Source organism: Kitasatospora sp. NPDC057015, from assembly GCF_042673745.1.
In the GTDB taxonomy this organism is placed as follows: Bacteria; Actinomycetota; Actinomycetes; order Streptomycetales; family Streptomycetaceae; genus Kitasatospora.
On record NZ_JBHUSG010000018.1, the window covers coordinates 14,008 to 37,978 of the forward strand.

Here is a 23,971-nt window from a genome sequence, read left to right on the forward strand (position 1 = left end):
AGAAGATCTCCGCAAGGCCCTTGCGGTGAGGGGGAGATGAGCGCTTGAATCAGTTAGGAAAGTTTCCTAACGAGAGCGGTCGGGCACCCCCATGCCCGCGCCTCCACCTCCCCCCGAAGCGCCGGTACCTCCGACGGCGTCGACAGAAGACGGAGCGTCACATGAAGCCCCAGAACCGGACCGTCCGCATCGCCCTCGCGGCGATCCTGGTCGCCGCACCGGCCAGCATCGCCGCCGCGAGCGTCAGCCACGCGGCGGCCACGCCCACCGTCGTGTCGGCCGCCGCGGTCGGCCTCGACGACGCGCACAAGAAGGACATCGCCATGCAGCTGGTGTCCAGCGCCGAGAACTCCTCGCTGGACTGGAAGGCGCAGTACAAGTACATCGAGGACATCGGTGACGGCCGAGGCTACACCGCCGGCATCATCGGCTTCTGCTCCGGCACCGGCGACATGCTCGACCTGGTCCAGCACTACACCGACCTCAAGCCGGGCAACGTCCTCGCCAAGTACCTCCCCGCGCTGAAGAAGGTCAACGGCACCGAGTCGCACACCGGCCTCGGCACCGCCTTCGAGAAGGACTGGGCCACCGCCGCCAAGGACACCGTCTTCCAGACGGCCCAGAACGACGAGCGCGACCGCGTCTACTTCACCCCCGCGGTCAACCAGGCCAAGGCCGACGGCCTGCGCGCGCTGGGCCAGTTCGCCTACTACGACGCCATCGTGATGCACGGCCCCGGCACCGACGCGGTCAGCTTCGGCGGCATCCGCAAGGCCGCCCTGAAGAAGGCCAAGTCCCCCGCCCAGGGCGGCGACGAGGCCACCTACCTGAACGCCTTCCTGGACGCCCGCAAGGCCGCGATGAAGACCGAGGAGGCGCACTCCGACACCAGCCGCGTCGACACCGAGCAGCGGGTCTTCCTCAACGCCAAGAACTTCGACCTGAACCCGCCGCTGAAGTGGAAGGTCTACGGCGACAGCTACGCCATCAACAGCTGACACCGGCTGTGCGACGCGGGGGCGGTCCGGACGGGCCGCCCCCGCGGTCGTTCCCGGGGTGGGCGGGACTCGTCCTCCGCGGGTCGGTCCGGATATTCGAACGACAGCGCGGCTCCCCGGCTGGTAGCTTCCGGAGCGTGGCAAAGCTGAATCAGATCATCGCCGTCGAAAAGGGCGTCAAGTCCAAGTCCTTCCAGGAGTTGACGCAGGCTCACCAGAGCCTGCAGAAGCCCGCCCTGCTGGCCGGCATCTCCCGGACGTACCAGCCGAAGGACGAGGAGGGCGAGCAACTGCCCCCCGAGTCCACCCGGGTCCAGGCCCAGGCCGAGGACATCCTGCGGACCACCGCCACCACCCTCACCCGGCTGTTCGACGTCGCCGCGACCAAGGACTGGGCGAACTGCTCGGCCCGCGCCGACGTCGTGCTGGAGGGCCGGACCCTGCTGGTCGACGTGCCCGTCACGTACTTGCTCTTCCTGGAGAAGCAGCTCACCGACCTGCACACCTTCGTCCGCAAGCTGCCGGTGCTCGACGCCTCCGAGGCCTGGAGCCTGGACGCCTCCACCGACGCGTGGAAGACCGACCCGGTGCGCACCATCCGCACCAAGAAGGTCCCGCGCAACCACGTGAAGGCCGAGGCCACCGAGAAGCACCCGGCGCAGGTCGAGGTCTACTACGAGGACATCCCGGTCGGCTACTGGACGACCGTCAAGTTCTCCGGCGCCCTGCCGGCCCGGCGGGTGAACGAGCTGGTGGAGCGGGTGGAGAAGCTGCGCCAGGCCGTGCAGTTCGCCCGCGAGGAGGCCAACGGCGCCGAGGTCACCGACCAGCGGGTCGGCGACGCGGTGTTCGGCTACCTGTTCGGGTAGCCCCATGAACCCCCCTCGTCTGAGCGCGAGGGGTGCGCGAAAGCGCAAAGCTGAAACTGACGTTGAAGCTGAAGAAGGGGTGTGGTGGAGGTTCGAATCCTCCCCCCGGCACCACGTGCCGGGGTGGCCCAAGGGTAGAGGCAGCCCCGATCAGACTCAGATTCTCGCTCAAGTCTCAGTATTCGCCGCCGGGCGCCAGATCGACCGAGGGTGGACCAAAAGCATCGGATGCGGGTTCAAGTCCCGTCTGTGCCTCTCCGCGGCACGGTAGTTCAAAGGCAGAGCACGACGCTATGAGAATGATCCACCGCTCTTAAACGTGCTGGCGCACAGCAATTGGGTGGCAGCGAGGGGCTCGGGAGCCGGATACCGCTCCCGGGTCCCGTCACCATGTCCGGGGCCGGACGACTGGAATTCGATCTCCACACCCGCTCCCCGGCGGGTGGATGAGAGCAGAACGAAAGCGGCCCGGCCGGACCACCTGGGTCCGGCCGGGCCGCTCGCGTCCGCCGGGAAGCGGGGGAGCGAGGCGCAGGTCAGGCGCTCGCGGTGTAGTCGTAGAACCCGCGGCCGGACTTGCGGCCGAGCAGGCCCGCGTCCACCATCCGGGAGAGCAGCGGGGGAGCGGCGTACAGCGGCTCCTTGTACTCGTCGTACATCGACTCGGCGATCGAGACGATGGTGTCCAGGCCGATCAGGTCGCACAGGCGCAGCGGGCCCATGGGGTGGGCGCAGCCGGCCTCCATGCCCTTGTCGATGTCGGAGGCGGTGGCCACCCCCGACTCGAACATCCGCACCGCGGACAGCAGGTACGGCACCAGCAGGGCGTTCACCACGAAACCGGCGCGGTCGCGGGCGCGGATCGGCTCCTTGCCGAGCACCTGGACGGCGAACGCCTCGGCCCGGGCGGTGGTCTCGGTGGAGGTGGTGAGGGTCGGGATGACCTCGACCAGCTTCTGCACCGGCGCCGGGTTGAAGAAGTGCAGGCCGATGACCTGCTCCGGCCGCGAGGTGCTGGCGGCCAGCTTCACGATCGGGATGGACGAGGTGTTGGAGGCGAGGATCGCGTCCCGGCGCTCGACGACCTGGTCCAGCGTCTGGAAGATCTTGACCTTGATGTCCTCGCGCTCGGCGACGGCCTCGACCACCAGGTCGCGGTCGGCGAAGTCGGCGAGGTCGGTGGTGAACGCCAGCCGGGAGAGGGCGTCGTCGCGCTGTTCGACGGTCAGCTTGCCGCGGGTGACCGCGGTCTCCAGGGAGTTGGTCAGCCGGGTCCGTCCGAGCTCCAGAGCCTCGTTGCCGGCCTCCGCGACCAGGACGTCCAGCCCGGCCCGGGCGAACACCTCGGCGATGCCCGAACCCATGAGGCCGCAGCCGATCACTCCGACGCGCGCGATGTCGCTCACTCACTTGCCCTTCGGTGGTGCTGGGGTGCCCAGCGTCCTGTTCAGCGGGCCGCCCACCGGGTGTCGCCCGGTACGCCGCCCCGACGACGGTACTACCCCGAACGGCCGCGCGAGGCACCCGCTCCGGCACTGGGCCGATCGGATGAGACGGATCACGCCCGACCGTGTGGCCGGGGCCCCCGCCGCAGGCCGGGCGGCACAATGCGGTGACGCCGAGGAGGGAGCAGGGATGCCGACGGGATCACTGGTGGGCCAGGTCGCGCTGATCACGGGGGCGGGCCGGGGGATCGGCCGGGAGCTCGCCGTGGGCCTGGCCGCCGAGGGCATGTCGGTGGGCCTGCTCGGCCGCACCCAGCAGGCCCTGATCGACACGCTCAAGGAGTGCGCCAGGCACGGAGCCCGGGGCGTCGCGGTGACCGCCGACGTCACCCGGGTCGGCGCCGTCCGCGAGGCCGTCCGGGTGGTCGAGCGCGACCTCGGGCCGGTCGACCTGCTGATCAACAACGCCGGCCAGGTGGACCGCGCGGAGGTGCCGCTCTGGGAGGCCGACCCCAACCAGTGGTGGCAGGTGGTGGAGACCAACCTGCGCGGCCCCTTCAACACGCTGCGCTGCGTCCTGCCCGGCATGGTCGAGCGCGGGCGCGGCCGGGTGGTCAACCTCAACTCCGGGTTCGCCCTGCGCCCCGACGGCAACTACTCCGCGTACGCGACCTCCAAGGCCGGGCTGCTGAAGCTCTCCGACAACATCGCCGACTCGCTCGCCGCCCACCACGTGGTGGTGCTGGACATCAGCCCGGGCGCGGTGGCCACCGACATGACCGCGGGCATGCCGATGTTCAGCGACATGAAGACCTGGGGCAGCATCCCCTACATGGTGGCCGTCACGGTCGACGCCGCGCGCGGGCGGTTCGACGCCCTGCACGGCCGGTTCATCCACGTGGGGCGGGACAACCTGGAGGAGCTGGTCTCCCGGGCGGAGTCGATCCGCGAGGCGGACGCCCGTACGCTGCGGCTGCGCCCGTACGGGCCGGACGACCCGGTGGCCTGAGCGCCCGGTGGCCCGAGCGGCGCCACCCGCGCACACCGGCCGGGCGCCGCCCGGCCGGCGGTCAGTCGGCGGTCAGTCGGCCGCGAGGTCGAGCAGCTCCGCGAGTTCGGCGCCGGTCGCGCTGCCGGCGGCCCGACCCGTGCGGGCGAACTCCGCGGCCAGCCGCTGCAGCGCCTCGTTGACCGGGGCCGGCACCCCGTGCAGGCGGGCCAGCAGGACGATCTCGCCGCTGAGGTAGTCCGTCTCGATCGAGCCGGTGCCCCGGGCCAGGCTCTGCCAGGACGAGCCGCCGGTCGGGGTCCCGCCCGCCACCGGCACCTGCCGGACCAGCTCCTGGTTGGCCCGGGCCTGCTCCCGCGGGTCCTCGTGCCCGATGCCCGCGGCGGCCAGGACGGCCAGGCCCTCGGCGACGACCCGCCGGTGCACGGCGGAGCTGGCAGCGTCCCCGCCCGGGCCGGCCACGGCGGTGAGCGCGTTGGCGAGGTTCCCGAGCAGCTTGGCGTACTTCCACCGCATCACGTCCGGTCCGACCGGCGCCCGGAAGTGGGACTTCTCCAGGTCGGCCGCGATCAGCTCGGCCGTCCCGTCGGCGCCCGAGGGGTAGCGGCCCAGGCGCAGCACGCCGCTCAGCGGGGCGCCGAGACAGCTCACCCGCCCGGGTTCCAGGTGGGTGGCGGGCAGCCAGACGCACATCGCCAGCACGTGCCGGAACACCCGCAGGGCGAGCCGCTCGTTCTCCACCCCGTTCTGTGCGCAGACCACCGGGAGCCGCTCGGCGGCGGTGCCCCCGCCCGCGACCGGCCGGGGCGCCCAGGCCGCCAGCGCCGCCGCGGTGTCCTGCGTCTTGACCGCGAGCACCAGGACGTCGTCCGCCCGCAGGTCGACGCCGGCGGGTCCGTCCACCGCAGGGACGGCCACCGTCCGGGTGCCCTCGGGGGTGGTGAACCGCAGCCCCGCCCGCTGGAGGGCCGTCAGGTGCTCCCCGCGGGCGACCAGGACGACCTCGTGCCCGCTCTCGAACAACCGGGCGCCGATCGTGCCGCCCACGGCCCCTGCCCCGATGATGACGTAGCGCATGGCCCGAGCATCGCACGCGGGCCCGCTGCCGGGCAGCCCCTCCCCGTTGCCCGAGCGCTCGGGCCGTGCCGTGGACCTGCGGTGGCCGGCCGGCGCTCGGTCCGGGGAACCGGGGCTAGGCGCAGAGCTGGCTGGCCGTCACCGGGCTCAGGCCGGCCTTGCCCAGGCCGTCCAGGATGGCGGGCAGCGCCTCGATCGTGCACGGGTGACCCATGTGCAGGGCGACCACCGAACCGGGGCGCACGGCGGTGAGCACCCTCCGCTGCAGGGTGTCCGAGCTGGGGTCGTTGTAGTCGCGCGGGTCCACGTCGAAGGAGAGCACGTGCTCGTACCCGACCAGGCGGGCCTGCTCGCGCACCATGGGGGAGGCGTACTGCGCCGCGGAGGGGCGGAACCAGCGGCCGATCGAGCCGGTCAGCCGCTGGAGCCGGTCGGCGCACTCGGCGATCTCGGAGTGCGCCTGCTCGGGGCTCATCGCCGAGATGTTCTGGTGGTTCTGGGTGTGGTTGCCCAGCTCGTGGCCGCCGTCCAGTACCCGGCGGGCCATCTGCGGCTGCTGGTCGAGCCAGCTGCCGACGGCCATCACGGTCAGCCGTACGCCGCGCTGCTCGGCGAGCTCCAGGAGGCTGGTCGCGAGCCGCGGGTCACCGGCGCCGTGGAAGGTGAGGGCGACCTGCCGCCGGTCGCGCGGCCCGTTGACCACCTCGACCGGGGTGCCGGCCGCCAGCGGCGCGAGCACGGGCGGCGAGGGCACCGCGGGCGCGGAGGGAGCGGTGGCGGGGGCCGCCGGATCCGGCGGAGTGGGCCGGGCGGAGGAGGCCGGGTCCAGCGGAGGGTCGACCGGCTCGGCCGACGGGGGGCCGTCGGCCCGCACCGCCAGGTCGGCCGGGTGCGACCGGCGGGTGGCGCTGTGGTCACCGCAGGCGGCCAGGGCCCCGCCGACGGCGGTCAGGGCGGCGAGCCTCACGGTGGAGCGCAGGACGGAGCGTCGGTCGGCAGTCATCGTGGACCAGCATAGGTATGAAGGATTATCAGGGCGATTCGAGCGGCCGAGCGGTCCCGGTGTGCCGGGCCCGGACCATTGGGTAGCATCGCCGCGACGGGGTTCGGATCGCTAGGGGGCGTACGGAATGACCGAGGACGCGGCGCGCGGAATCGCGCGGGACGGCGCGGCGGGGGACGGGGCGTCGGACGCCACGGCCGAGCGGGGCGCGGCGCAGCGGGTCGCCTGGCAGTGGGCGAGAGCGGAGGACTGGCAGCCTCCGACGGAACTCGACACCGAGACCCCGCACCCGGCCCGGATGTACGACTACTACCTGGGCGGCAAGGACAACTTCGAGGCAGACCGCCGTGCCGCCGAGGCGGCCATCGCCGCGTACCCGGCGCTGCCGCTGCTGGCCCGTACCAACCGTGCCTTCCTCGGCCGGGCGGTCGCCCACGCCGCCGGCCTGGGCATCCGCCAGTTCCTCGACATAGGCACCGGCATCCCGGCGGTCGGGTCCACCACCGAGGTCGCCCGCCGGGTCGCCCCGGACGCCCGGGTGGTCTACGTCGACAACGACCCGATCGTCGCCACCCACGCCCGGGCGCTGCTGGCCGGCCACCTGGCCGGTCACACCACGGTGCTGCAGGCCGACCTCCGGCACCCGGCCTCGATCCTCGACGACCCGGGACTGAAGCAGGCCATCGACCTCGGCGAGCCGGTGGCGCTGATGCTGGTCGCCGTCCTGCACTTCATCCGGGACGAGGACGGCGCCGACGAGATCGTCTCGACCCTGCGCGACGCGCTCGCCCCCGGCAGCGCGCTGATCCTCTCGCACGGCAGCCCCGACTTCGTGCCCCGCGAGATGGCGGACGCCGGCACCAAGGTCTACAACCGGGCGAGCGCCCCGCTGGTGCTGCGCGAGCGCTCCCGGGTGGAGAGCTTCTTCGGCGACTTCCGGCTGACGGAGCCCGGCCTGGTGCAGCTCCCGCTCTGGGGCGCCTCCGAGGACGAGCTGCCGGAGGGGTGGCAGCAGGTCTCGGCGTACGCCGGGGTGGCCTTCAAGTCCTGACCCCCGGCCGTCGCCCCGCCCCCGGTGCCGGTCCGCCCCGGGGGCGTTCGGACGGCGCCGGCGGCGGGGGAAATTCCGGCGACACCGGTTCGTCTGCGTGCTAGTTTCCAGCACCATGAAGCCGCTGGACGAGAACGAGATCCGCAACTCCTTCGTCAACTGCTCCAAGGGCGAGGCCCGCAGGCTCAACCTCCCCAGGGGCCTGGCCGAACTGCCCTGGAGCGCCCTGGACTTCCTCGGCTGGCGCGACCCCGGTGCGCCGGACCGCAGCTACCTGGTCGCCGAGCGCGACGGCGCCGCGGTCGGCGTCACCCTCCGGGTGCCCAACGTCCGCAGGAGCCTGACCAGGACGAACGTCTGCTCGCTCTGCATCACCGTGCACGCGGGCTCCGGCGTGTCGCTGCTCACCGCCCGCCGGGCCGGCGCCTCCGGCCGGGAGGGCAACTCGGTCGGCACCTACATGTGCGCGGACCTGGCCTGCTCGCTCTACCTGCGCGGCCTCAAGAAGTCGGCGCTGGTCAGCCGGCCGGACGAGTCGCTGTCCCTGGAGGAGCAGATCGCCCGCACGGCCGCGAACGTGAACCGCTTCCTCGACCAGGTCCTCGGCGCCGGCGTGTCCGCCTGACGGTGCCCCGCCCGAGCCCGGCGCGGCCGGTGCTCACCAGCCGCGCAGCTGCTCGATGTCACGCCGGTCGCGCTTGGTCGGCCGGCCCGCACCGCGGTCCCGCTCGCCGGTGGTCAGGCCGCCCTGCGGCGGCGCCGGCGGGCTGTTGTCGACGAAGCACTCGGCGGCCACCGGCGGCCCGACCCGCTTGCGGACGACCCGCGAGACCACGACCACCCGCTCCCGGCCGTCGTGGCGCACTCGCACCTCGTCCCCGGCCCGGACCGCGTGCGCCGGTTTGACCCGCTCGCCGTTCACCCGGACGTGCCCGGCCCGGCAAGCGTCCGCCGCCAGCGATCGTGTCTTCGTGAGCCGTACGGACCAGATCCAGCTGTCCACCCGTACGCTCCCCTCGTCAGGAGCCATGGCACCACCCTACGGCCGGCCGCCCGCGGGGTGACCGGTAGCGTGCGGGGATGGACCGGATCGAGCGTGCCACGGGCGCCGTCGTCGGCTCGGCGGTGGGCGACGCGCTGGGCGCCCCCTACGAGTTCGGGCCGGCCGGGGTCTTCTCCGACCGCTTCCCGCCGGCTGCCGGACCCGGCGAGATGCGGGCCGGCGGCGGTTGGGAGCCGGGCGAGGCCACCGACGACACGCAGATGGCGGTGCATCTCGCCGAGTCCCTGCTGGAGCGGGGCGGCCCGGACCTGCCGGACGTCTTCGCCCGTTTCCAGCGCTGGGCGGCCGACGATCCCAAGGACATCGGCCTGCAGACCGAGGACGTCCTCACCAACGGCATGCCCTGGGACCTCGCGGCGGGCCTGCACTTCCAGCTCAACCTCCGCGCGGCGGGCAACGGCTCGCTGATGCGGGCCGCCCCTGCCGCGGTGTACTTCGCGGTGGAGGGGCAGGACGCCACCATGGACGCGGCGCGCCGGATCGCGGCGCTCACCCACGGCGACCGCGCCGCCTGGGAGGGCACCGCCGTCCTGCACGATCTCGTCCGGGTCGCCCTGGCCGGCGCCGATCCGCTGGCGGCCCTCCCGGCGGCGATCGCCAGGATCGACCCCGAGCACCGCGACCGGTACGCGACGGTGCTCGCCCCGGACTGGCACCCGGACCTGGCCACCGAGTTCAACGGCGCCGTCTGGCCCTGCCTCGGATCCGCGGTCTGGGCGCTGCGCACCACCTCGACGTTCCCGGACGCGCTGCGCGCCGCGATCGACCTCGGTGGGGACACCGACACGGTGGCCGCAGTGACCGGCACCCTCGCCGGGGCCCGCTACGGGTTCGCGGCGATCCCGCCGCCGTGGACCGGGCCGCTGCACGTGCCCCTGCCGGGCGGCGGTGACCGGGTGCTGCGGTTGCCGCAGCTGCTCGACCTGGCCGTACGACTGGCGGCCGGGCGCCCCGGACGGTAGCGGCTCTTCGGGGTCCGGAGGGCGGGGCCCGTGCCCGGGGCGGGTCAGGCGGGGGTGGGCGGCGTCTCCTGGAGCACGGAGAGGATGTTGCCCGCCGGGTCGGTGAACCAGGCGACGGTCGGGCCGCCGTCCCCGCGGTGGATGCCCCGCTCGTCGGCGTCGAACCCGGGGTAGCGCTCGATCCGCACCCCGCGCCGGCCGAGTTCGTCCACCGCGGCCTCGATGTCGTCCACCGGGAAGTTGAGGACGGTGAAGGCCGCCGGGGTGTGCCCGGGCCTGGGGTAGACCAGGACGTCGGCGCCGCCGCCCAGGTGCAGGCGCAGTAGTCCATCGTCCTCGGTGACGTCCAGTCCCAGGGTCTCGCCGTAGAAGCTCCGGGCCTTGTCGATGTCGTCCACGGCGAATCCGCTGAACGCCTTGCTGCGACCGAACACGGCTGCACCTCTCGTCGGGCCCGGGCCGCGACGCGGTGGGCGGACCGGGCGGTCGGCCTGTACCTCCATGGTCTGCCCGCGCGGGGAGCCGCGCAGTGCGGCGGCCGGCCCGGCGGGCGGTGGTCCGGACGGCTCCCCGGGGGTGGTGGACGGGGGCCGGGGGCGGGCCGGCGGCCCGTAGCCTGGGGGCGGGAGCGTGATCACCGGGGATTGGCGCCGGGCAGAGCTCCTTGCATGAATGTTCCGTGCTGCGTATATTCATGCCAAGTCCTAGGAGGGAACGTCATGGCATTGCGAGTGGCCGTCGCCGGAGCGAGTGGGTATGCGGGTGGTGAGGTCCTGCGTCTGCTGCTCGGTCACCCCGAGGTGGAGATCGGCGCGCTGACGGGCGGCTCCAACGCCGGGACGCGCCTGGGGCTCCTGCAGCCGCACCTGCTGCCGCTGGCGGACCGCGTGCTGGAGCCCACCACGCCGGAGGTGCTGGCAGGGCACGACGTGGTCTTCCTCGGTCTGCCGCACGGCCAGTCCGCCGCCGTCGCCCAGGCGCTCGGCGAGGACGTGCTGGTCGTCGACTGCGGCGCGGACTTCCGACTGAAGGCCTCGGCGGACTGGGAGCAGTTCTACGGCTCCGCGCACGCCGGCACCTGGCCCTACGGCCTGCCCGAGCTCCCCGGCCACCGGGCGGCGCTCAAGGGCGGCAACCGGATCGCCGTGCCGGGCTGCTACCCGACGGCCGTCTCGCTGGCCCTCTTCCCGGCCTACGCCGCGCGGCTGGCCGAGCCCGAGGCGGTGATCGTCGCGGCCTCCGGCACCTCCGGCGCGGGCAAGGCCGCGAAGACGCACCTGCTCGGCAGCGAGGTGATGGGCAACGTCAGCGCGTACGGCGTCGGCGGCGCCCACCGGCACACCCCCGAGATGTCGCAGAACCTCACCCCGGTCGCGGGCGAGCCGGTCACCGTCTCCTTCACGCCGACCCTCGTCCCGATGCCCCGCGGCATCCTCGCCACCTGCAGCGCCAAGGCGAAGCCCGGCGTGACGGCCGCGTCCGTCCGCGCCGCGTACGCCGAGGCCTTCGCGGACGAGCCCTTCGTCCACCTGCTGCCCGAGGGGCAGTGGCCGCAGACCAGTTCGGTCTACGGCTCCAACGCCGCGCTGGTCCAGGTCGCCCTGGACGAGCACGCCGGGCGGATCATCGCGATCAGCGCGATCGACAACCTGGTGAAGGGCACCGCCGGCGGCGCGGTGCAGAGCATGAACATCGCCCTCGGCCTGCCGGAAGAGCTGGGCCTGCCCCTGAACGGAGTCGCACCGTGACGAACAACCCCACCATCGGCGTCACGGCGGCGAAGGGCTTCCGCGCCGCCGGCGTCACCGCCGGGATCAAGGCCTCGGGCACGCCGGACCTCGCCCTCGTGGTCAACGACGGACCCTCGCTGGCGGCGGCCGGCGTCTTCACCTCCAACCGGGTCAAGGCCGCGCCGGTGCTCTGGTCGGAGCAGGTCCTCAAGGGCGGCCGGCTCTCCGCCGTCGTCCTCAACTCCGGTGGCGCCAACGCCTGCACCGGCCCGCTGGGCTTCCAGGACACGCACGCCACCGCCGAGAAGGTCGCCGAGGAGCTCAAGCTCAACGCGGGTGAGGTCGCCGTCGCGTCCACCGGCCTGATCGGGCTGCGGCTGCCGATGGACATCCTGCTCCCCGGCATCACGACGGCCGCCGAGGCGCTGAGCGCGGACGGCGGCGAGGCCGCCGCGATCGCCATCAAGACCACCGACACCGTGCACAAGACCGCCCAGGTCACCAGCCCGGCCGGCTGGACGGTCGGCGGCATGGCCAAGGGCGCGGGCATGCTGGCGCCCGGGCTCGCCACCATGCTGGTCGTGCTGACCACGGACGCCGACGCGGACAGCGCGGGCCTGGACGCCGCGCTGCGCGCCGCGACCCGCACCACCTTCGACCGGGTGGACTCCGACGGCTGCATGTCCACCAACGACACGGTGCTGCTGCTGGCCTCCGGTGCCTCCGGAACCGCCCCCGACGAGGCCGAGTTCGCCGAGGCCGTCCGCAGCGTCTGCGCCGACCTCGCCCGGCAGCTGATCGGCGACGCCGAGGGCGCGAGCAAGGACATCCGGATCGACGTCACCGGCGCGGCCACCGAGGAGGAGGCCGTCGAGGTCGCCCGGGTGGTGGCCCGCAACAACCTGCTGAAGTGCGCCCTCCACGGCGAGGACCCGAACTGGGGCCGGGTGCTGGCCGCGATCGGCACCACCGCGGCGACCTTCGACCCGGACCGCCTGGACGTCGCCATCAACGGGATCTGGGTGTGCCGGGACGGCAGTGTCGGCGAGGACCGCGACCTGGTGGACATGAGCGGGCGCGAGGTCGTCATCACCGCCGACCTCAACGCCGGCCAGGCCTCGGCCACCGTGTGGACCAACGACCTCACCGCCGAGTACGTGCACGAGAACAGCGCCTACTCGACCTGAGCCAGCCCGGCACCACGGGGGCGGTCCCAGGCCGCCCCCGCCCCGCCCAACTCCACCGAGCCGGAGACGTACACCGTGCAGATCGCACCCACGGGTGAACAGGCCCGCAACAACACCGCGTTGCCGAAGGCGCTCACCCTCATCGAGGCGCTCCCGTGGCTGGAGCGGTTCCACGGCAAGACCGTCGTCATCAAGTTCGGCGGCAACGCCATGGTCGACGAGGACCTCAAGGCGGCCTTCGCGCAGGACGTGGTGTTCCTGCGCTACGCGGGCCTGCACCCGGTGGTCGTGCACGGCGGCGGCCCGCAGATCAGCGCCCAACTGGACAAGCTGGGCCTGGAGTCGAGCTTCACCAACGGCCTGCGGGTGACCACTCCGGAGACCATGGACGTGGTCCGGATGGTGCTGGCGGGCCAGGTGCAGCGCGAGCTGGTCGGCCTGCTCAACGGCCACGGGCCGTTCGCGGTCGGCATGACCGGCGAGGACGCGCACACCATGACCGCGGTCAAGCGCTACGCCGTGGTCGACGGCGAGCAGGTCGACATCGGCCTGGTCGGCGACATCGTCAACATCGAGGCCGGCGCCGTGAAGGCACTGATCGGGGACGGCCGCATCCCGGTGATCTCCTCGATCGCCCGCGGCGCGGACGGCCACGTCTACAACATCAACGCGGACACCGCCGCCTCCGCGCTGGCGGTCGCGCTGGGCGCCGAGATGCTGGTCGTGCTCACCGACGTCGAGGGCCTGTACGCCGACTGGCCCAACTCCGACGACGTGATCAGCCAGCTCAGCGCCACCGAGCTGGAGGCCCTGCTGCCGGACCTCGCCAGCGGCATGCTGCCCAAGATGGAGGGCTGCCTGAACGCCGTCCGCTCGGGGGTCGGCACCGCCCGCGTGCTGGACGGCCGGGTGCAGCACTCGCTGCTGCTTGAGATCTTTACCGACGAGGGAATCGGCACGATGGTCGTGCCGGACGACGACACGATGGTGACCGGGGGACTGGCATGAGCGGCAACGAGCAGCTGACCGAGCGGTGGCAGCACGCTCTGATGAACAACTACGGCACCCCGCGGATCCCGCTGGTGCGCGGCGAGGGCGCCAAGCTCTGGGACGCCGACGGCAAGCAGTACACCGACCTGATCGGCGGCATCGCGGTCAACGCGCTCGGCACCGCCCACCCGGCGGTCGTGGCGGCGGTCACCCGGCAGATCTCCTCGCTCGGCCACATCTCCAACCTGTTCCTGGCCGAGCCCACCGTGCAGCTCGCCGAGCGGCTGATCGAGCTCTCCGGCCGGGACGGGCGGGTGTTCTTCTCGAACTCCGGCGCGGAGGCCAACGAGGCCGCCTTCAAGATCAGCCGGCTGACCGGCCGCACCCACCTGGTCTCCCTGGAGGGCGCCTTCCACGGCCGGACGATGGGCGCCCTCGCGCTGACCGCCCAGCCCGCCAAGCAGGACCCGTTCCGCCCGCTGCCCGGCGACGTCACCCACGTCCCGTTCGGTGACGTCGAGGCGCTGCGCGCGGCCGTCACCACCGAGACGGCCGCGGTGTTCCTGGAGCCGATCCAGGGCGAGAACGGTGCCATCCCGCTGCCGGACGGCTACCTCCGGGCGGCCCGCGAGATCACCCGCGCCACCGGGACCCTGCTGATCCTGGACGAGATCCAGACCGGCATCGGCCGCACCGGCCACTGGTTCGCCCACCAGGCCTTCGAGGGGGTCGAGCCGGACGTCGTCACGCTGGCCAAGGGCCTCGGCGGCGGGCTGCCGATCGGCGCCACGCTGGCCTTCGGCCCCGCCGCGGACCTGCTGAACCCGGGCAACCACGGCACCACCTTCGGCGGCAACCCGGTGGTCTGCGCGGCGGCCCTGGCCGTGCTGGACACCATCGAGTCCGAGGGCCTGCTGGACCACGTGCGGAAGGTCGGCGAGCGGCTGCGCTCGGGCGTCGAGGCGATCGGCGACCCGCTGGTGGCGCACGTGCGGGGGGCCGGCCTGCTGCTCGGCATCGTGCTGACGGAGCCGGTGGCCGCGCAGGTCCAGGCCGCCGCTCAGGAGGCCGGTTTCCTGGTCAACGCCGCCGTCCCGGACGCCGTCCGGCTCGCGCCGCCCCTGGTGCTCACCGAGCAGGAGGCCGACGCGTTCCTCGCCGCGCTGCCCGCGATCCTGCGGTCGGTGAACGAGAGCGCCCCGCCCGCCGTCGGCCGTACGTAGTCCGGGAGAATCATTCATATGACCGCACCCCACTCCGGCCAGCCCGCCGCCGGTCCGACGTCACAGGTCCCGCAGACCCGTGCCGCGCGCCACCGGCGGATCGTGGACCTGTTGACCCGTCAGCCCGTGCGCTCGCAGAGCCAGCTCGCCAAGCTGCTCGCCGACGACGGACTGGTGGTCACCCAGGCCACCCTCTCGCGGGACCTGGACGAGCTGGGCGCGGTGAAGATCCGCAACCGGGACGGCGCACTCATCTACGCCGTCCCGGCCGAGGGCGGTGACCGCACGCCGCGCGCCCCGATGGGGGAGTCGGCCAGCGAGGGCCGGATGGCCCGGCTGGCCGGCGAGCTGATGGTGTCGGCCACCGCCTCCGGCAACCTCGTGGTGCTGCGCACCCCGCCCGGCGCGGCGCAGTTCCTGGCCTCGGCGATCGACCAGGCCGAGGTGTTCGAGATCATCGGCACCATCGCCGGCGACGACACCGTGCTGCTGATCAGCCGTGACCCGGCCGGCGGCCAGGCGCTCGCCGACCACCTGATGCAGCTGGCCCAGGCCAAGGCGCAGTAGCGCCCCGCCGGGCCCGCCCGCCCGGCCGTGCACGGTCCGCCCGCCCCGCCGCACGCCCCGCGCGGCCGACCGCCGTCCGGCGCCGGGCCGTTCCCCGAGTGCACCACCGGCACCGTGCCCCGGCCGGTGTTTTGAAATCCATACGGACTCATGCATACTTATGCCTAGCACTGCATGGGACCCGCCCCCGGCGGAATCCGCACAGTCCGGATTCCGCGGACGGCACCCGCGTACCCCACGCCCTGTTCGCACAGTTGTGAAGGAGAAAGCCGTGACCGAGCGCGTCGTACTCGCCTATTCGGGCGGTCTGGACACGTCCGTCTGCATCGGCTGGATCGCCGAGGAGACCGGCGCCGAGGTCATCGCCGTCGCGGTCGACGTCGGCCAGGGCGGCGAGGACCTGGACGCCATCCGCCAGCGGGCGCTGGACTGCGGCGCCGTCGAGGCCGAGGTGGCCGACGCCCGCGCGGAGTTCGCGGACGAGTACTGCCTCCCCGCCATCAAGGCCAACGCCCTCTACCAGGGTCAGTACCCGCTGGTCTCCGCGCTGTCCCGGCCGGCGATCGTCAAGCACCTGGTCGCCGCCGCGCAGAAGCACGGCGCCACCACCGTCGCCCACGGCTGCACCGGCAAGGGCAACGACCAGGTCCGCTTCGAGGTCGGCATCCAGTCGCTGGCCCCCGAGCTGAAGTGCATCGCCCCGGTCCGCGACTACGCGATGACCCGGGACAAGGCGATCGCCTTCGCCGAGGCCAAGAACCTCCCGATCGTCACCACCAAGAAGAACCCGTACTCGATCGACCAGAACGTCTTCGGGCGCGCCGTCGAGACCGGCTTCCTGGAGGACATCTGGAACGCCCCGATCGAGGACGTCTACGAGTACACCCAGGACCCGTCCGCCCCGCGCGAGGCCGACACCGTCGTCATCACCTTCGACGCGGGCGTCCCGGTCGCGATCGACGGCCGCAAGGTGACGGTGCTGCAGGCGATCGAGGAGCTCAACAAGCGGGCCGGCGCCCAGGGCATCGGCCGCCTCGACATGGTCGAGGACCGCCTCGTGGGCATCAAGTCCCGCGAGATCTACGAGGCCCCCGGCGCGATCGCCCTGATCACCGCCCACCAGGCCCTGGAGAACGTCACCGTCGAGCGCGAGCTGGCCCGCTACAAGCGGCAGGTCGAGCAGCGCTGGGCCGAGCTGGTCTACGACGGCCTGTGGTTCTCCCCGCTCAAGCGCGCCCTGGACGGCTTCATCAACGAGGCCAACCAGCACGTGTCCGGCGAGATCCGGCTCGTCCTGCACGGCGGCCGGGCCGTCGTCAACGGCCGCAAGTCCGACCAGTCGCTGTACGACTTCAACCTGGCGACCTACGACACCGGCGACACCTTCGACCAGTCGATGTCCAAGGGCTTCATCGAGATCTTCGGCCTCTCCTCGAAGATCGCGGCCCGCCGCGACCTCGCCTGAGCGACCCCGCTCGCACGGTCCCGGCTGCGCCCCCGCAGCCGGGACCTCCCGCTACCCGTACCCCGTAAGCCCAGCAAGGAGCCCACGCGATGTCGTCCGACCCCACCGCAGACGTCCGACTCTGGGGCGCGCGCTTCGCCGACGGCCCCTCCGAGGCACTGGCCAAGCTCTCCGCCTCGGTGCACTTCGACTGGCGTCTCGCGCCCTACGACATCGCCGGCTCCAAGGCGCACGCCCGGGTCCTGCACAAGGCCGGGCTGCTGAGCGACGAGGAGCTGGCCGGCATGCTGGCCGGCCTGGACCGGCTGCTCGCGGACGTCGAGTCGGGCGCCTTCACCGGCACCGTCGCCGACGAGGACGTGCACACCGCCCTGGAGCGCGGCCTGCTGGAGCGGCTCGGCCCCGACCTCGGCGGCAAGCTGCGGGCCGGGCGCTCGCGCAACGACCAGATCGCCACGCTCTTCCGGATGTACCTGCGGGACCACGCGAAGGTCATCGGCGGCCTGGTGCTGGACCTGCAGCACGCCCTGGTCGGCCTCGCCGAGGCGCACCCGGACACCGCGATGCCGGGCCGCACCCACCTCCAGCACGCCCAGCCGGTGCTCTTCGCCCACCACGTGCTCGCCCACGTCCAGGCGCTCGGCCGGGACGCCGAGCGGCTGCGCCAGTGGGACACCCGCACCGCCGTCTCCCCGTACGGCTCCGGCGCGCTGGCCGGCTCCTCGCTCGGCCTGGACCCGCAGGCGGTCGCCGCCGAGCTGGGCTTCGAGCGCGGCTCGGTCGGCAACTCGATCGACGGCACTGCCTCGCGGGACTTCGTCGCCGAGTTCGCCTTCGTCACCGCGATGATCGGCATCAACCTCTCCCGGATCGCGGAGGAGGTGATCATCTGGAACACCAAGGAGTTCGGCTTCATCACGCTGCACGACGCCTTCTCCACCGGCTCCTCGATCATGCCGCAGAAGAAGAACCCGGACATCGCCGAGCTGGCGCGCGGCAAGTCCGGCCGCCTGATCGGCAACCTCACCGGGCTGCTCGCCACCCTGAAGGCGCTGCCGCTGGCCTACAACCGGGACCTCCAGGAGGACAAGGAGCCGGTCTTCGACTCCTGCGACACCCTTGAGGTCCTGCTGCCGGCCTTCACCGGCATGATGGCCACCCTCACGGTGCACCGCGAGCGGCTGGAGGAGCTGGCCCCGGCCGGCTTCTCACTGGCCACCGACATCGCCGAGTGGCTGGTGAAGCAGGGCGTTCCGTTCCGGGTCGCGCACGAGGTCGCCGGTGCGTGCGTGAAGGTGTGCGAGGGTCAGGGCATCGAGCTGTCCGACCTGACGGACGAGCAGTTCGCGGGCATCTCCGAGCACCTGACCCCCGAGGTCCGTTCGGTGCTCAACGTGCACGGCGCGATCGCCTCCCGCAACGGCCGGGGCGGCACCGCCCCCTCCGCCGTGGCGGTCCAGCTCGCCGAGCTCAAGGCCGACCTGGCGGTCCAGCAGGAGTGGGTCCAGGGCTGACACCCGCCGCGGGAGCCGCGACGCGAGCGGCCACGAGAACGGCAACGCCAGCGGCAACGAGGGGCGCGACGGTCGAACCGTCGCGCCCCCGCGCGTCGCCCTCGGGGTTGTTTCGTCCCGCCCGGCCGTGTCCCCACAGGTGCACCGCCGGTAGTAGGGGGTGTGAGAACCGACCGATCCGCCGCGGCCCGCGAGCACGCGCCGCCGCTCACGCCGCCCGCCGTACCCTCGCCCGCCGTGCCCCCGCCCGCGGTACCGCCGGCGCCCGTACCCCTGGCCGTCGTACCGCCGCCGGCGTTCCCCGCCGCGCCTCGCCTGACGGAACTGCGCCTGACGGAGCTGCGCCCGCTCCTCGCGCCGCTCGCCGCCGTGCTGGCCGACCGCCACCGCCTCGACGCCGAGGACCTGGAGCAGTCGGTCTGGCTGCGGGTCTGCGAGCACGCCGCCGCCGGCGCCCTGCCCGGCCACCCCGGCCCGTGGCTGCGCGGGCTCGCCCTGCGGGAGTGCCGGCGCCTCACCCGGACGGCCGAGGCGGACCACCGCGCGCCGGCGTGCTCCGCCGGCCGCGCGCCCGCCCCCTCGGCGGAGGAGGAGGTGTTCGCCGACCGCGCCCGGCACGCCCTCTGGGCGGCCGTCGCGGCCCTGCCCGGCCGCTGCCCGCGGCTGCTCGCCGTGCTGGCCGACGCGCCCGAGCTCACCTACCGTGACCTGGCCGCTCTGCTCGGGATGCCGCGCGGCAGCATCGGCCCGACCCGCTCGCGCTGCCTGGCCTGTCTGCGCACCGTCTTGCACGGCCTGCGGACGTGACGCTCGCCACGTCGGGGGTCCGGGAGGTTGAGAGCAGCTGACGCTGGGGTAGAGCGGTGGCGAACGCATCTCTTGACGGTGGCGCGAGCGTACGGATACTGAGCGTGAGCGTCGCCCGGTCCGGCCGGCTGTGGTCCGTCCCGCCGGGCTGGTACGTTCGTGCGCCAAACCCCGGTCAGGGCCGATCCCCGGCCGGGCACATCTCCGGCAGAGCATCCGGTGCGACACCCTCAATCCCGCGCGCCGGAGACCAACGATGGGGAGGCCCCTGCACATGGGCATGAGTGTGATCATCTCGGTGGCGGACGAAAAGGACGCGGAGCAGATCCTCAAGCTCCAGTACCTCGGCTACCAGAGCGAGGCGGAGCTGTACGGCGACTGGGGCATCGAGCCGCTGACGCAGACCCTGGAGAGCCTGCGCACCGAGCTCGCCGACCGGCACGTCCTGGTGGCCCGGCTCGGCGAGGAGGTCGTCGGCACCGTCCGCGGCCGGGTCGACGACGGCGGTGTCGGCCGGATAGGGCGTCTGGTGGTCCACCCGCGGATGCAGCGCCACGGCCTGGGCGGCCGGTTGCTGGACGCCATGGAGCGGCGGCTGCTGGAGGACGGTCCGGTCGAGGCCTTCCGGCTGTTCACCGGCCACCGGAGCCTGGGCAACCTGCGGCTGTACGCCCGCCAGGGCTACCGCCAGACCGCGGTCGAGCCGGTCAACGGCGAGCTGAGCTTCGTCACCCTGGAGAAGCCCGTGCACAGCGAGCTGGCCGCCTCCGCCTGACCTCCCCCGGCGCCCGGTGCCGTCGTGAACGCGACGCCGCCGGGCGCCGTCGCGTTCCGGCGCCGGTGTCGGTGCCCTTGGCAGGACGGGGTCGTGTCCGCATTCCGGACTCGGGGTCCTGATATCTGGGACTAAATCGTCCCATCTGATTTACTGGCTCTCATGACTGCGACGACGAACTGGACCCCCACCGGCACCATGCCGGCAGGTGAGCGTGCCATGTGCCGTCGAATGTGTCACTGCTGAGGGCCACTGTCCTCCCCGGCTCCGGCCGGTGGTAGCCCCCTCCTCGCGCCCCGAAGCGAGAACCCCCGGCCGCTCCCCTCGCGGAGCGCAGCCCTGCCGTCCCCGTCGCCTCCGCCCGCCCGGGCGGGAGGCCTCCTGTCGCTGACCCGTAAGGGCCACGCCCCCGCGCGGCCCGACCGCCCAGCGGCAAGGATCAAGGAATGGCAGCTCCGGAACCACCCTCATCGGCGCATCGCCGCACGCCCCCGGTCGGAACCCGGCCGGGTGGCCCGACGACGTCCGCCCCCGACCCACGGAAGCAGCTGTGATCACCACCACGGACCTCACGAAGGTCTACCGCTCGCACGGCCGCGAGGTGACCGCCCTGGCCGGCGTCGACCTGCACGTCCGCGAGGGCGAGGTCTACGGAGTCGTCGGCACCAGCGGCGCCGGCAAGAGCACGCTCATCCGCTGCGTGAACCTGCTGGAACGCCCCAGCTCCGGCACCGTCACGGTCGACGGCGTGGACCTCACCGCCCTCGGCGGCCACGAGCAGCGCGCCGGCCGCGCCCTGCGGGAGGCCCGCCGCCGCATCGGGATGGTCTTCCAGCACTTCAACCTGCTGTCCTCGCGCACCGTCCAGGAGAACGTCGAACTCCCACTGGAGATCATCGGCCTGGACCGGACCGCGCGCCGCCGCAAGGCCGCCGACCTGCTCGACCTGGTCGGCCTCACCGACAAGGCCCGCAGCTACCCCGCCCAGCTCTCCGGCGGCCAGAAGCAGCGCGTGGGCATCGCCCGGGCCCTGGCCGGCGACCCCAAGGTGCTGCTCTCCGACGAGGCGACCTCCGCCCTCGACCCGGAGACCACCCGCTCCATCCTCAAGCTGCTGCGCCAGCTCAACGAGCAGCTCGGCCTGACCGTGCTGCTGATCACCCACGAGATGGACGTCATCAAGTCCGTCTGCGACTCGGCGGCCCTGATGCGCGGCGGCCGCGTGGTGGAGTCCGGCGCCCTCACCGACCTGCTCGCCACCCCCGGCTCGGAACTCGCCCGCGAGCTCTTCCCGCTCAGCGAGTTCGCCTCCGGCCACGCCGGCCGCACGGTGCTGGAGATCACCTTCCAGGGCGACACCTCCGCGCGGCCGTTCGTCTCCCAGCTGGCCCGCACCTACCAGATCGACATCAACATCCTCGGTGCGGCGGTCGAGACCATCGCCGGCCGGATGGTCGGCCGGATGCGGGTCGAGCTCCCCGGCGGCCACCAGGACAACGTGGTGCCGATCGGGTTCCTGCGCGAGCAGGGCCTGCAGGTGGACGTGCTGGACACGGCGAACGGAGCGGTGGCATGACCTGGGACCAGATGCAGGAACTCCTGTGGCCCGCCACCTGGGAGACCCTCGGGATGGTCGGGATCTCCACGCTCGCCACCATCGCCGTCGGTCTGCCGCTCGGCCTGCTGCTGGTGCTCACCGACAAGGGCGGGCTGCTGCAGAACCTGCCGGTCAACCGGCTGATCGGCACGGTCGTCAACATCGGCCGGTCGATCCCGTTCGTGATCCTGATCGTCGCGCTGATCCCCTTCACCCGCTGGGTCACCGGCACCACGCTCGGCTGGCAGGCCGCCAGCGTGCCGCTGGCCGTGGGCGCCATCCCGTTCTTCGCCCGGCTGGTCGAGACCTCCGTCCGCGAGGTCGACCACGGGCTGGTGGAAGCGGTCCAGGCGATGGGCGGCAGCACCTGGACGATCGTCCGCAAGACCCTGCTGCCCGAGTCGCTGGCCGCACTGGTGGCCTCGGTCACGACCACCGTGATCGCCCTGATCGGCTTCTCCGCGATGGCCGGCACGGTCGGCGGCGGCGGCCTCGGCAGCCTGGCCATCACCTACGGCTACCAGCGCTTCGAGACGGCCTTCATGTGGGTGATCGTCGCCGAGCTGGTGATCATCGTCACCGCGATCCAGTTCGCCGGGGACACCGCCGCCCGCCGCCTGTCGCACCGCGGCGGCCGTGCGAACCCCTTCTTCTTCCGCCCGCGCCCCGCGCCCCAGACCCCGTCGGCCGAGGACCTCGAGAACTCCGAGAGTTCCGGGAACCCGCGCTGACCACCGTCGGCCCCTCCGGGCCGCGTCCTCACCATGAAGAAAGGCACTTTTCGTGCGTAACGCCCTGAAGATCACCACCCTGTTCGCGACCGGCGCCGTGGCGCTCTCCCTGGCCGCCTGCGGCAGCGACTCCTCCTCGGGATCCTCGGACCCGAACGCCGCGCTGACCGTCGTCGCCAGCCCCAGCCCGCACGCCCAGATCCTGAACTACGTCAAGGACAACCTGGCGGCGAAGGCCGGACTCAAGCTCGACGTCAAGGTGGTCAACGACTACGTGACCCCCAACACCGCGGTGCAGGACGGCTCGGCCGACGCGAACTACTTCCAGCACGTGCCCTACCTGGAGGACTTCAACAAGAAGCAGGGCACCAGCATCGTCTCCGTCGAGACGGTCCACCTGGAGCCGCTGGGCCTCTACTCCAAGAAGGTCAAGGCGGCCGCCGACCTCAAGGACGGCGCCCAGGTCGCGGTGCCCAACGACGCCACCAACGAGGGCCGGGCGCTCCAGCTGCTCGCCGCCAACAAGGTCATCACCCTGAAGGACGGCGCCGGCACCACGGCCACCCTCGCGGACATCACCGGCAACCCGAAGAACCTCAAGTTCAAGGAGCTGGAGGCGGCCCAGCTGCCCCGCGCCCTGGAGGACGTCGACGCCGCCGTCATCAACGGCAACTACGCACTCGACTCCGGCCTGAAGCCCGCCACCGACGCCATCCTGGTGGAGAAGGCCGAGGGCAACCCGTACGCCAACATCCTCGCCGTGAAGAAGGGCAAGGAGAGCGACCCGCGGGTCAAGAAGCTCGCCGAGCTGCTGCACTCCGACGAGGTCAAGAAGTACATCAACGACACCTTCCAGGGATCCGTCGTCCCGGCGTTCTGATCCGCCCCGACGCAGCTCCACCGCACCGCCCGACCGGGCCCCCGCCGCACCTCGGCGGGGGCCCGGTCGGGCAGTATCGGGGAGTGACGGTGTGACAGACGGCGTTTCTGACGTACCGTCGTGCGGTCCGTGCACCGCGTGACACCTGGGATCCGGCGGGGCGTACGGTGTGTCCACGACCCGGCGAGGAGAGACGGCATGGCAGCGAGCTTCCCCGAGACCGCCATCAGCACCGAACGGCTGCTGCTGCGCCCCCTTGAGGTCGGCGACGCCCCCGCCCTCGCCGCACTGATGGCCGACGAGCTGGTGCACGCCTGGACCGACTTCCCGCAGCCCTTCACCGAGGGCCGGGCCGACGCGTGGATCCGCACCCTCGCCCCGGCCCACCGCGCCCAGGGACGCGGCATCACCTTCACCGTCACGGAGCACCTCACCCAGCGGGTGGTCGGCGCCGTCGAGCTGCGCAACACGGACTGGCGGCTGCTCTCCACCGAGATCTGTTACGTCACCGCCCCCTGGGCGCGCGGCGAGGGCTACGCGCCGGAGGCCGTACTGGGCGTCGCCCAGTGGCTCTTCGAGGACCGCGGCTTCCTGCGCCTCGAACTGCGCACGGCGGCCGGCAACACCGCCGCCCAGCAGGTGGCGCAGAAGGTCGGCTGCATCAGCGAGGGAGTGCTGCGCAGTGCCTGGATAGTGCGCGACGGCGACGTCGTCGGCGCGCGGGGCGGCCCGGCCGCCGTCGAGAGCCGCAGCGACCTCATCCTCTGGAGCCTGCTCCCCGAGGACATGGAGGTGCCGCCCGAGCGGGAGGCGCCGGCCGGCCACTACGTCCTGCGGGACTGAGAACCGGCCCGAGCCCCCGAGCCCCCGGGCCCCGGGCGCCCGGGCCCGCCGCGCGCCCCCGCCCGGCCGGGACATGTGTGCGAGTTGTCGGCGGCCGGGCGGCCGCACCGGGTAGCCTCTGCTCGTGGACGGACCCGGCCGGGTCCCGGTGGCCCCCGGGCCACCCCGTTCCGCACAGCGCAGAG

The 23,971-nt window shown here is 72.8% G+C and carries 24 protein-coding genes; 19 read left to right on the forward strand and 5 right to left on the reverse strand.

The features are described 5' to 3' along the window. Nucleotides 1–161: 161 nt before the first annotated feature. Together ACFTWP_RS18740 and ACFTWP_RS18745 are read left to right on the forward strand one after the other, a co-directional pair. Nucleotides 162–998: a chitosanase gene (locus ACFTWP_RS18740; RefSeq protein ID WP_380265710.1), complete on the forward strand. Its 837-nt coding sequence runs from the start codon at nucleotides 162–164 to the stop codon at nucleotides 996–998. Nucleotides 999–1,135: 137 nt separating this feature from the next. Next, nucleotides 1,136–1,867 carry a hypothetical protein gene (locus ACFTWP_RS18745; RefSeq protein ID WP_380265711.1) on the forward strand — a complete coding sequence of 244 codons (732 nt, stop codon included), beginning with the start codon at nucleotides 1,136–1,138 and terminating at the stop codon, nucleotides 1,865–1,867. 536 nt (nucleotides 1,868–2,403) lie between these two features. Here the strand turns inward: ACFTWP_RS18745 and ACFTWP_RS18750 are convergent. Then, nucleotides 2,404–3,273 (reverse strand): 3-hydroxybutyryl-CoA dehydrogenase, encoded by an 870-nt coding sequence (locus ACFTWP_RS18750; protein WP_380265712.1) that lies wholly within the window; start codon nucleotides 3,271–3,273, stop codon nucleotides 2,404–2,406. A gap of 229 nt (nucleotides 3,274–3,502) precedes the next feature. Between ACFTWP_RS18750 and ACFTWP_RS18755 the strand changes: the two genes are divergently transcribed. Continuing rightward, nucleotides 3,503–4,321, forward strand: coding sequence for an SDR family NAD(P)-dependent oxidoreductase (locus tag ACFTWP_RS18755; RefSeq protein ID WP_380265713.1), 819 nt, complete (start codon nucleotides 3,503–3,505; stop codon nucleotides 4,319–4,321). 72 nt (nucleotides 4,322–4,393) lie between these two features. Here ACFTWP_RS18755 and ACFTWP_RS18760 read toward each other — a convergent pair whose 3' ends face one another. Further along, a complete protein-coding gene (locus ACFTWP_RS18760; RefSeq protein ID WP_380265714.1) occupies nucleotides 4,394–5,398 on the reverse strand; it encodes a ketopantoate reductase family protein in 1,005 nt (334 codons plus the stop codon). A 115-nt stretch (nucleotides 5,399–5,513) separates the two neighbouring features. Next, complete coding sequence (locus ACFTWP_RS18765; protein WP_380265715.1) at nucleotides 5,514–6,401, reverse strand: polysaccharide deacetylase family protein; 888 nt, start codon at nucleotides 6,399–6,401, stop codon at nucleotides 5,514–5,516. Between the two features lie 127 nt (nucleotides 6,402–6,528). Between ACFTWP_RS18765 and ACFTWP_RS18770 the strand changes: the two genes are divergently transcribed. Continuing rightward, nucleotides 6,529–7,452: an SAM-dependent methyltransferase gene (locus ACFTWP_RS18770; RefSeq protein WP_380265716.1), complete on the forward strand. Its 924-nt coding sequence runs from the start codon at nucleotides 6,529–6,531 to the stop codon at nucleotides 7,450–7,452. Between the two features lie 115 nt (nucleotides 7,453–7,567). Next, the gene (locus ACFTWP_RS18775) at nucleotides 7,568–8,077 is read left to right on the forward strand and encodes an FBP domain-containing protein (protein WP_380265717.1); all 510 of its coding nucleotides are present in this window, start codon (nucleotides 7,568–7,570) and stop codon (nucleotides 8,075–8,077) included. A 33-nt stretch (nucleotides 8,078–8,110) separates the two neighbouring features. Here ACFTWP_RS18775 and ACFTWP_RS18780 read toward each other — a convergent pair whose 3' ends face one another. Next, the gene (locus ACFTWP_RS18780) at nucleotides 8,111–8,482 is read right to left on the reverse strand and encodes an RNA-binding S4 domain-containing protein (RefSeq protein WP_380265718.1); all 372 of its coding nucleotides are present in this window, start codon (nucleotides 8,480–8,482) and stop codon (nucleotides 8,111–8,113) included. A gap of 50 nt (nucleotides 8,483–8,532) precedes the next feature. Between ACFTWP_RS18780 and ACFTWP_RS18785 the strand changes: the two genes are divergently transcribed. Next, nucleotides 8,533–9,477, forward strand: a complete 945-nt coding sequence (locus tag ACFTWP_RS18785; RefSeq protein WP_380265719.1) for an ADP-ribosylglycohydrolase family protein — start codon at nucleotides 8,533–8,535, stop codon at nucleotides 9,475–9,477. 44 nt (nucleotides 9,478–9,521) lie between these two features. Here the strand turns inward: ACFTWP_RS18785 and ACFTWP_RS18790 are convergent, their stop codons facing one another. Then, a complete protein-coding gene (locus ACFTWP_RS18790; protein ID WP_380265720.1) occupies nucleotides 9,522–9,911 on the reverse strand; it encodes a VOC family protein in 390 nt (129 codons plus the stop codon). A 285-nt stretch (nucleotides 9,912–10,196) separates the two neighbouring features. On the opposite strand from ACFTWP_RS18790, the gene argC reads away from it, so the two are divergent. From argC to ACFTWP_RS18855, 13 genes are all read left to right on the forward strand, one after another. Continuing rightward, nucleotides 10,197–11,225 (forward strand): N-acetyl-gamma-glutamyl-phosphate reductase, encoded by a 1,029-nt coding sequence (argC, locus tag ACFTWP_RS18795; RefSeq protein WP_380265721.1) that lies wholly within the window; start codon nucleotides 10,197–10,199, stop codon nucleotides 11,223–11,225. 14 nt (nucleotides 11,226–11,239) lie between these two features. After that, nucleotides 11,240–12,394 (forward strand): bifunctional glutamate N-acetyltransferase/amino-acid acetyltransferase ArgJ, encoded by a 1,155-nt coding sequence (gene argJ, locus ACFTWP_RS18800; RefSeq protein ID WP_380265812.1) that lies wholly within the window; start codon nucleotides 11,240–11,242, stop codon nucleotides 12,392–12,394. Nucleotides 12,395–12,469: 75 nt separating this feature from the next. Beyond that, nucleotides 12,470–13,402, forward strand: a complete 933-nt coding sequence (gene argB, locus ACFTWP_RS18805; protein WP_380265722.1) for an acetylglutamate kinase — start codon at nucleotides 12,470–12,472, stop codon at nucleotides 13,400–13,402. Next, the gene (locus ACFTWP_RS18810; protein WP_380265723.1) at nucleotides 13,399–14,607 is read left to right on the forward strand and encodes an acetylornithine transaminase; all 1,209 of its coding nucleotides are present in this window, start codon (nucleotides 13,399–13,401) and stop codon (nucleotides 14,605–14,607) included. The genes argB and ACFTWP_RS18810 overlap by 4 nt, the downstream gene beginning before the upstream one ends. A gap of 18 nt (nucleotides 14,608–14,625) precedes the next feature. Then, on the forward strand, nucleotides 14,626–15,174 hold the full coding sequence (locus ACFTWP_RS18815; protein WP_073921522.1) for an arginine repressor: 549 nt from the start codon (nucleotides 14,626–14,628) through the stop codon (nucleotides 15,172–15,174). A 271-nt stretch (nucleotides 15,175–15,445) separates the two neighbouring features. After that, entirely contained in the window at nucleotides 15,446–16,639 is a 1,194-nt protein-coding gene (locus tag ACFTWP_RS18820) for an argininosuccinate synthase (protein ID WP_380265724.1), read from the forward strand. 89 nt (nucleotides 16,640–16,728) lie between these two features. After that, a complete protein-coding gene (gene argH, locus ACFTWP_RS18825; RefSeq protein WP_380265725.1) occupies nucleotides 16,729–18,153 on the forward strand; it encodes an argininosuccinate lyase in 1,425 nt (474 codons plus the stop codon). 162 nt (nucleotides 18,154–18,315) lie between these two features. Beyond that, nucleotides 18,316–18,960, forward strand: coding sequence for an RNA polymerase sigma factor (locus ACFTWP_RS18830; protein ID WP_380265726.1), 645 nt, complete (start codon nucleotides 18,316–18,318; stop codon nucleotides 18,958–18,960). Between the two features lie 274 nt (nucleotides 18,961–19,234). Continuing rightward, entirely contained in the window at nucleotides 19,235–19,735 is a 501-nt protein-coding gene (locus ACFTWP_RS18835; RefSeq protein ID WP_380265813.1) for a GNAT family N-acetyltransferase, read from the forward strand. 550 nt (nucleotides 19,736–20,285) lie between these two features. Next, nucleotides 20,286–21,311, forward strand: coding sequence for a methionine ABC transporter ATP-binding protein (locus ACFTWP_RS18840; RefSeq protein ID WP_380265727.1), 1,026 nt, complete (start codon nucleotides 20,286–20,288; stop codon nucleotides 21,309–21,311). Further along, complete coding sequence (locus ACFTWP_RS18845; RefSeq protein WP_380265728.1) at nucleotides 21,308–22,063, forward strand: methionine ABC transporter permease; 756 nt, start codon at nucleotides 21,308–21,310, stop codon at nucleotides 22,061–22,063. The genes ACFTWP_RS18840 and ACFTWP_RS18845 overlap by 4 nt, the downstream gene beginning before the upstream one ends. A 52-nt stretch (nucleotides 22,064–22,115) precedes the next feature. Continuing rightward, nucleotides 22,116–22,943 (forward strand): MetQ/NlpA family ABC transporter substrate-binding protein, encoded by an 828-nt coding sequence (locus tag ACFTWP_RS18850; protein WP_380265729.1) that lies wholly within the window; start codon nucleotides 22,116–22,118, stop codon nucleotides 22,941–22,943. A gap of 198 nt (nucleotides 22,944–23,141) precedes the next feature. After that, nucleotides 23,142–23,786, forward strand: coding sequence for a GNAT family N-acetyltransferase (locus tag ACFTWP_RS18855; protein WP_380265730.1), 645 nt, complete (start codon nucleotides 23,142–23,144; stop codon nucleotides 23,784–23,786). Nucleotides 23,787–23,971: the final 185 nt, after the last annotated feature.